A 7,695-nucleotide genomic window follows, 5' to 3' on the forward strand; every position below is an offset into this window, starting at 1 on the left:
CGTTAAGGTTCCCAATCTGTTCGGCGGACGCACCGGACGATCGCGCCCGTCACGCCTTCCCCTATCGCAAATCCAGTGCCGCCCCGACCGCTGACCCGTGCTTCGGCCCCCGAATTCCGCGGCGCAAAAGAACGCCCCTCCCGCGAGGGGGGAGGGGCGTTTTCAATCGCGTTATCGAACGGGTCGAACCGATCGCGGAAACCGGTCGCGAAGGATTACTCCTTCACCTCGTACTCCGCGTCGATCACGTCCTCGTCCTTCTTCTTGCCGTCGCCCGCGCCACCGGCCGCGCCGCCGTCGTGCGTCGCGCGATCCGATCCCGGCCCGCCGGGCCCGCCGCCGCCGGGAGCACCCGCCGCCGCGCCACCCGCGCCGCCGTAGATCGCTTCGCCCATCTTCCCGACGGTCTGCTGGAGGTTCTCGATCGCCGGCTTGATCCGCCCGCCGTCGTCGCTCTTGAGCGCGTCGCGCAGGTTGTTCAGCGAGCTCTCGATCTGCATCCGCACGTCGCCCGGCACCTTGTCGCCGTGCTCCTTCAGCTGACGCTCGGTCTGGAACACCAGGTTGTCCCCCTGGTTCTTCATCTCGATCGTCTCGCGCCGCTTCTTGTCCTCGCCCGCGTTCGCCTCGGCCTCCCGCTTCATCGTCTCGATCTCGTCCTTCGAGAGGCCGCCCGCGTTCTGCACGGTGATCTTGTTCTCCTTGCCCGTGCCGCGGTCCTTCGCCGCCACGTTCAGGATGCCGTTCACGTCGATGTTGAACGTCACCTCGATCTGCGGCACGCCCCGGGGGGCCGGCGGGATCCCGGTCAGGTCGAATCGCCCGAGCAGGCGGTTGTCCTTCGCGAACTCGCGCTCGCCCTGCAGGACGTTGATCGTCACCGAGTCCTGGTTGTCGCTCGCCGTGCTGAACACCTCGCTCTTGCTCGTCGGGATCGTCGTGTTCCGCTCGATCAGTCGCGTCATCACGCCGCCGAGCGTCTCGACGCCCAGCGACAGCGGCGTCGCGTCGAGCACGAGGATGTCCTTCATCTGCCCGGTCGCGATGCTCGCCTGGATCGCCGCGCCGACCGCCACGACCTCGTCGGGGTTTACGGTCCGGTTCGGCTCCTTGCCCTTGAACAGCTCCTTCACGAGCCGCTGCACCATCGGCACGCGGGTCGACCCGCCGACCAGCACGATCTCGTCGATCTGCTCGGGCTTGAGCTTCGCGTCCGTCAGCGCGTCGAGCACCGGCTTGCGCGTCTTCTCGACCAGGGGCCGGATCAGCTCTTCGAACCGCGACCGCGTGAGCGTCTCCTGCAGGTGCTTCGGGCCCTCGGCCGTCGCCGTGATGAACGGCAGGTTGACCGTCGTCTCCATCGCGCTCGACAGCTCGATCTTCGCCTTCTCCGCCGCCTCCTTCAGCCGCTGGAGCGCCATCGGGTCCTTCCGCAGGTCGATCCCCTCCTTCCGCTTGAACTCGTCGGCCAGGAAGTTGATCAGCTCCTCGTCGAAGTCGTCGCCGCCCAGGTGCGTGTCGCCGTTGGTGGCCTTCACCTCGAACACGCCCTCGCCCAGCTCCAGCACGGAGATGTCGTACGTGCCGCCGCCCAGGTCGTACACGGCGATCTTCTCGTCCTTCTTCTTGTCCAGGCCGTACGCCAGCGCCGCCGCCGTGGGCTCATTGATGATGCGAAGCACCTCGAGGCCCGCGATCTTGCCCGCGTCCTTGGTGGCCTGCCGCTGGGCGTCGTTGAAGTACGCCGGCACGGTGATCACGGCCTGCGTGACCGTCTGGCCCAGGTAGTCCTCGGCGGTCTGCTTCATCTTCTGCAGGATCATCGCCGAGATCTCGGGCGGCGTGTGCGTCTTGCCCGCGTTCGTCACCTCCACCTGCGCGACCGAGCCCGGCCCGCTGGTGACCTTGTACGGCACCTTCTTCAGTTCCTCGCCCACCTCGGCGAACTTGCGCCCCATGAAGCGCTTGATGCTGAAGATGGTGTTCTGCGGGTTGGTGATGGCCTGGCGCCGGGCAACCTGGCCGACGAGGCGCTCCCCATCCTTGGTGAACGCGACGACCGACGGCGTGGTGCGGCCGCCCTCGGCGTTCGGGATGACGACGGGGTCGCCGCCTTCCATCACGGCGACCACGGAGTTCGTGGTTCCCAGATCGATCCCAATGACCTTGGCCATGGGCTCTCCTTCGTTAGTAGTCGGTAGAAAATCGGAGCCGCCTCGACCTGTCGGGAGGCGGTCCGGCCATTGTAGCTGGCCCACCCAGGTGCACGGCACATGCCAGGCAGAACGCGTGTTTCCCTGCCGATCCGACAGGTTTTGGCAGCCTCCCGGCCCGCATGGCGGTCCGACGTGGCAGTCGCCGGCCCTCTCGATCGGCCAGCCCTGTGAGTCGTTCGGACCCCGCACTTCGGGAGATGCGAACCTGCCGCTCTGCGTTCAGTCACTTCCGCGCGAGAAGCCGGGCCCGGCCTCCCCTCCGCAAGCCGAAGTTGACGCACCAGCCGCCCGCGCTCATCTTGCCGCTCCGCTTCCCCACCTGGAGATGAGATGACGAGCATCCGACCCATCGATCAGACGATCGCCTTCCTGCGCGAGCGAGTGACGCGCGCGCCGCACGCCATCCTCGTCCTCGGCTCGGGCCTGGGCGGCCTGGCGGACGAGATCGAGGACGCCGTGCGCATCCCGTTCGGCGACATCCCCGGCTTCCCGCAGCGCACGCAGGAGCTCGCGGGCCACGCGGGCGCGCTCGTGGTGGGGCGGATGGAGGGTGTGGAGGTGGCGACCATGCAGGGCCGCTTCCACCTGTACGAGGGCTGGAACCCGGCCGACGTCGCGCTGCCGGTGCGCGCCCTGGCCGCGCTCGGCGCGGAGACGATGCTGCTGACCAACGCGGCGGGCGGCATCCGCCCCGGCATGCAGCCGGGCGACCTGATGGTGATCGCCGACCACCTGAACATGATGGGCAAGAACCCGCTCATCGGCGCGCAGCTTCCGGGCGAGGAGCGCTTCCCGGACATGTCGGACCCGTACGACGCCGGCTTCCGCCGCATCGCCGAGCAGGTCGCGCTGCAGCTTCGCATCCCCGTCACCCAGGGCGTGTACGCGGCGATGCTCGGCCCCAGCTACGAGACGCCGGCCGAGGTTCGGATGCTCGCCCGCCTGGGCGCCGACGCCGTGGGCATGTCCACCGTGCCGGAGGTGATCGTGGCGCGGGCGCTGGGCGTGAAGTGCCTGGGCGTGTCGTGCATCACCAACCTGGCCGCGGGCCTGGGCGGCGAGCACCTGTCGCACACCGAGGTCATGGAGGTAGGCGCCCGCGTCCGCGACCAGCTCGCCGCCCTCGTCCGCGGCGTCCTGCCCCGCATCGCCGGCCTGAACCGCGCGAGCGAAGCCGCGTCCTGACTCTCCGATGTCCGGGAGATGCCCGTAGGCTCGGGCAAACGGACCTCACGCGGAGACGCGAAGGCGCGGAGAACAACCCTCGTCTCCTGCCGTTCTCCGCGTCCTCCGCGTCTCCGCGTGAGTCATCATTGCTGGAGACGTGATCGGCAGATGCAGATGCGACGATCCCTCCGGGTGCCTGGTTGGCCCGGAGGGATCGTCTTTTCGGTAGATGCGGTGCGGTCCGTCGGCTCGCCCGGGCGAAGGTGGCTCAGCCGACTTCGCTCGTCGCGCGGGCAGCGACGAGGTGGTTGAGCGGGCCGTGGCCGCTGCCGTAGCCGGGGGCGGACCGGATGGCGCGGTGCACGAAGTCCAGCGCGTCCTTCACCGCTTCGCGGAGAGGCCGCCCGTGGGCGAGGCCCGCCGCGATGCCGGCGGAGAGCGTGCAGCCGGTGCCGTGGGTGCTCGTGGTCTGGAGCTTGGGGCGGCGCCACTCGTTCCACTCGCGGCCATCCCAGAGCACGTCCACCAGCTCGTCGGTGCGAAGGTGCCCGCCCTTGAGCAGCACCGCCGCGGCTCCGCGCTCCACCAATTCGCGCGCCGCAGCCCGCATCCCGTCGCGGTCATCTACCGAACGTCCGACGAGGATCGCGGCCTCGTCCAGGTTGGGCGTGAGCAGCGCCGCCAGCGGCACCAGCTCGTCACGCAGCACACGCTCCGCATCCTCGTCCAGCAGGCGATGTCCGCTGGTGGCGACCATCACGGGGTCGACCACCACGTTCTCCAGCCCATGCTCGCGCAGCGCCTCGGCCACCGTGCGCACCAGCTCCGCGGTGGCGAGCATCCCCGTCTTGCACGCGGCCGGACGCAGGTCCGTCGCGACGGCGCGCAGCTGCTCGCGGACCACGTCGATGGGCACGGGATGCACGGCCGTCACGCCCAGCGTGTTCTGCGCGGTGATGGCCGTGACGGCGCTGGTGCCGAAGCAGCCGAACGCCTGGAAGGTCTTGAGGTCCGCCTGGATGCCCGCCCCGCCGCCGGAATCCGAACCGGCCACGGTGAGCACGATGGGTGGAGCAGCGGTCATCTTCCCAGCGGGATCGTGAGCGGCGGGGGCGGGAGCGCGTCCAGCCGGCGCAGGAAGCCGGCGTACGAGGCCACGTCCCGCGACAGGTGCCGCGACGCCGGGTCCGGCAGGTCGCGCCCGATCTCCGCCTGCGCGTGGTCTATGCGGCTCTGCGTGGTAGGGTGCGACGCGAACCAGGCGATGTTGCGCGCGGCCGGGTTGCGGCGCTCCTCGTCGAGCAGCCGGTCCAGCAGTGTCACCATCCCCCGCGGGTCCACGCCGTCGCGGATCAGGTAGCCCACCGCCAGCCGGTCGGCCTCCTGCTCGTCGGCCCGCGAGTTGGCGGCCGTCCACAGCGCGCCGCCCAGATTCAGTGCGTCCTGGTTCAGGATCTCGGGCTCGCGGCCGAGGATGACGCGGTAAAGCACGGACACGAGCGAGCCGGTGCGCATCTGCCGCTGGAGGTTGCGGGCGCCGTGCCGTGCCGCCACGTGCCCGATCTCGTGCGCCAGCACCGCCGCCAGCTCGCTCTGCGTGCGCGTCCGCTCGATGAGGCCGCGGTTCACGTACACGTAGCCGCCCGGCAGCGCGAAGGCGTTCACCGCGTCGGTGTCGACGATGTAGAAGTGGTAGTCCAGGCTGGGCCGCGCGCTCCTCCGCGCGATGGAGATTCCCAGGGCGGAGACGTAGGCGTTCAGCGGAGCGTCGTGCACCAGCGGTACCTGCGCGTTGACCTGCGAGGCCACCCGCGCCCCGATCTGCACCTCCTGGCGCTCGTCCACGCACGCCGCGGCCGGCAGCAGGGCGAGCGCGAGCCACGCCCGGCGCGCCGGTGCGAAACGGGCCCGCCAGCCGCGCGGCGGGCGGGCCCGGACGGCCACGGCGGCGCCGTGGCTCACTTGCGGTCGGACGGGTACGGCGTCAGCGACCGGATTCGGGTGCGGAATTGCTGGAACTCGCGTGTGTCGGTGACCAGGTTCGAGTTCGTGGCGCCCGGCGTCTGCGCGATCTGGGCACGCACGTTCGTGATCCGCTCCTGCGCCATGGGGTGCGTCGCGAAGAACTGCGACACCCGGCCGGGGTTGGTCTTCTGCTCGTCCACCAGCTTCTGGAACATGGTGGCCAAGCCCAGGGGATTGTACCCCGCACGCATGGTGAAGATCACGCCGTCGCGGTCCGCCTCGCGCTCGTCGTTGCGGCTGAAGCCGGCGAACACCGCGGTCCCCAGGCCCTGCACCCCGATCTGCTCCAGCGTGCCGGGGTTGCGCTGGAGGAGCACGCCGTAGACCACGCCCAGCAGGTTGTTGGCGTTCTGCGCCTTGGCCATCTGGTTGATCGAGTGCCGCTCCACCACGTGCCCGATCTCGTGCGAGAGCACGCCCGCTAGCTCCGACGCGTTCGAGGCGCGCTCGATGAGCCCGCGGTTCACGTACACGTAGCCGCCGGGGATGGAGAAGGCGTTGACAACGTCGGAGTTGACGATGTAGAACGTGTAGGGGATGCCGCGCGGGTCCGCCTGCTGCGAGATCGAGCGGCCCACGCGGTTGATGTATGCCGTCGCGTTGTCGTCGCGCAGGATGGGCATCTGCTGGTTGATCTGGCGCGCGTAGTCGGCGCCCAGCTGCTGCTCCTGCTGCACCGACACCGATGACGCCGACGCGCAGGCGCCCGCCACCGAGACGGACCCGGCTAGGGCCAGGGCGGCGAAATTGCGCCGAATGCGGTTTCCGAGTATAAGCATCGTTCAGCACTCCTCCGTTGGGGTTCTCAGGACCCCCGGGGAGCAAGTCCCGGACCAGAGCGGAGCCCATGCTGTCGCGCAGGGAGCAGAAGGAGTTGCGGGCGCTGCGCCTCCGCAAGCACCGCCAGGAGCAGGGCCTCTTCCTCGTCGAAGGCGTCCGTGCGGTCGAAGACCTGCTCGCGTCCACGCTGACGGTCCGCTGGGTGGCCGGATCGTCCACGCTGGAGGACGGCGAGCGCGGCGCAGAGCTGCTGCATCGCATTGCAGCAAACGGACTTCCCTTCCGCTCCGTGCCCGACGCCGAGCTGCGCGAGCATGCGGCGACCGACACGCCTCAAGGCGTGATCGCCGTCGCCGAGATCCCGCGCTGCACGCTGGACGACCTCCGCCCGTCCGCCGATCCAGCGGCCGTGCTGGTGCTGGACGCGGTGCAGGATCCCGGGAACCTGGGCACCCTGGTCCGCACGGCAGAGGCGCTGGGCGCGTCCGGTGCCATCGCCCTGCCCGGCACGGTGGACGCGTGGAACCCCAAGGCCGTGCGTGCCGCGATGGGCTCGTCGTTCCGCCTCCCCGTCGTCGAAGCGGCATGGGAGGATGCGGCGCCGTGGCTGCGCGACAACGGCTTCCGCATTCTGGCCGCCGCCGCGTCCGGCGATCCGCTCGGCGAGCCTCGTCCGCCTCGGTCGGCGCTGGTGCTGGGGAACGAGGGCGCGGGCGTCTCCGCCGCCACCTTCGCGCACGCCGATGCGACGGTGGGCATCCCCATCCGCGGGCGGGCCGAGTCGCTGAACGTGGCCGCCGCCGGCGCCATCCTCCTCCACGAGCTCCTGCGCTGACGCGGCTAACCACATGCCCCTGACCCTGTTCTACGTCTACGCGGGCGTCGTCGGCGCCTGCGTGGGCTCCTTCCTCAACGTCTGCATCTACCGCTGGCCGGAAGGGCTGTCGGTCATCCGCCCTCGCTCGCGCTGCCCGGTGTGCGAGACGCCGCTATCGTGGCGAGACAACGTGCCGGTGCTGGGCTGGCTGCTGCTGCGCGGACGCTGCCGGTACTGCGGCACCCGCGTCTCCGTGCAGTACCCGCTCATCGAGGCGGCGACCGCGGCCGTGTGGGTCGCGGCGGCGCTGCGGTACGGCATCTCGTTCCAGGCGGGCGCCACGGCCGTCTTCTTCACCCTGCTCCTCGGCATCGCGCTCACCGACGCGCGGACGTACATCATCCCCGACGAGTTCACGATCAGCGGGCTGGTGATGGGCCTGGCGTTCTCGTTCGCGCCCGGCGGCATCACGCCGCTCCGGTCGGTCGAAGGCGCGGCGCTGGGGTTCGGGCTGCTGTGGCTTATCGCAGTGGCTGGAGAGTGGATTTTCAAGAAGCAGGCGATGGGCGGCGGCGACATCAAGATGATGGCGATGGTGGGCGCGTTCCTCGGCCCGGTGGGCGTTCTGCTGACGCTGTTCCTCGGCGCGTTCTTCGGCAGCGTGATCTTCGGCCCCATCAGCATCAAGAC

7 protein-coding genes are annotated in these 7,695 nt (G+C 70.0%); 3 read left to right on the forward strand and 4 right to left on the reverse strand.

Features of this window, described 5'->3' with window-relative positions; genetic code table 11:
* Positions 1-215: 215 nt before the first annotated feature.
* Complete coding sequence (gene dnaK, locus VFE05_16580; protein ID HET6231692.1) at positions 216-2,174, reverse strand: molecular chaperone DnaK; 1,959 nt, start codon at positions 2,172-2,174, stop codon at positions 216-218.
* 372 nt (positions 2,175-2,546) lie between these two features.
* On the opposite strand from dnaK, the gene VFE05_16585 reads away from it, so the two are divergent.
* Entirely contained in the window at positions 2,547-3,401 is an 855-nt protein-coding gene (locus tag VFE05_16585; GenBank protein ID HET6231693.1) for a purine-nucleoside phosphorylase, read from the forward strand.
* 250 nt (positions 3,402-3,651) lie between these two features.
* Here VFE05_16585 and thiD read toward each other — a convergent pair whose 3' ends face one another.
* From thiD to VFE05_16600, 3 genes are read right to left on the reverse strand one after another with little or no spacing between them, the layout of a single operon-like run.
* Complete coding sequence (thiD, locus tag VFE05_16590; protein ID HET6231694.1) at positions 3,652-4,467, reverse strand: bifunctional hydroxymethylpyrimidine kinase/phosphomethylpyrimidine kinase; 816 nt, start codon at positions 4,465-4,467, stop codon at positions 3,652-3,654.
* Positions 4,464-5,345, reverse strand: a complete 882-nt coding sequence (locus VFE05_16595; protein HET6231695.1) for a M48 family metallopeptidase — start codon at positions 5,343-5,345, stop codon at positions 4,464-4,466. Before VFE05_16595 ends, thiD begins: the two co-directional genes overlap by 4 nt.
* Positions 5,342-6,187 carry a M48 family metallopeptidase gene (locus tag VFE05_16600; GenBank protein HET6231696.1) on the reverse strand — a complete coding sequence of 282 codons (846 nt, stop codon included), beginning with the start codon at positions 6,185-6,187 and terminating at the stop codon, positions 5,342-5,344. Before VFE05_16600 ends, VFE05_16595 begins: the two co-directional genes overlap by 4 nt.
* Positions 6,188-6,255: 68 nt before the next feature.
* On the opposite strand from VFE05_16600, the gene VFE05_16605 reads away from it, so the two are divergent.
* The gene (locus VFE05_16605) at positions 6,256-7,023 is read left to right on the forward strand and encodes an RNA methyltransferase (protein ID HET6231697.1); all 768 of its coding nucleotides are present in this window, start codon (positions 6,256-6,258) and stop codon (positions 7,021-7,023) included.
* A 13-nt stretch (positions 7,024-7,036) separates the two neighbouring features.
* On the forward strand, positions 7,037-7,695 hold a 659-nt coding region (locus VFE05_16610), incomplete at its 3' end, for a prepilin peptidase (protein ID HET6231698.1).

It is taken from the genome of Longimicrobiaceae bacterium (genome assembly GCA_035696245.1).
Lineage (GTDB): Bacteria > Gemmatimonadota > Gemmatimonadetes > Longimicrobiales > Longimicrobiaceae > DASRQW01.

What these genes read in the sequence shown, in the direction of transcription:
- VFE05_16585 (HET6231693.1), top strand. Translation starts at nt 2,547, where the DNA reads ATGACGAGCATCCGACCCATCGATCAGACGATCGCCTTCCTGCGCGAG.
- dnaK (HET6231692.1), bottom strand. Translation starts at nt 2,174, where the DNA reads ATGGCCAAGGTCATTGGGATCGATCTGGGAACCACGAACTCCGTGGTC.
- VFE05_16605 (HET6231697.1), top strand. Translation starts at nt 6,256, where the DNA reads ATGCTGTCGCGCAGGGAGCAGAAGGAGTTGCGGGCGCTGCGCCTCCGC.
- VFE05_16600 (HET6231696.1), bottom strand. Translation starts at nt 6,187, where the DNA reads ATGCTTATACTCGGAAACCGCATTCGGCGCAATTTCGCCGCCCTGGCC.
- thiD (HET6231694.1), bottom strand. Translation starts at nt 4,467, where the DNA reads ATGACCGCTGCTCCACCCATCGTGCTCACCGTGGCCGGTTCGGATTCC.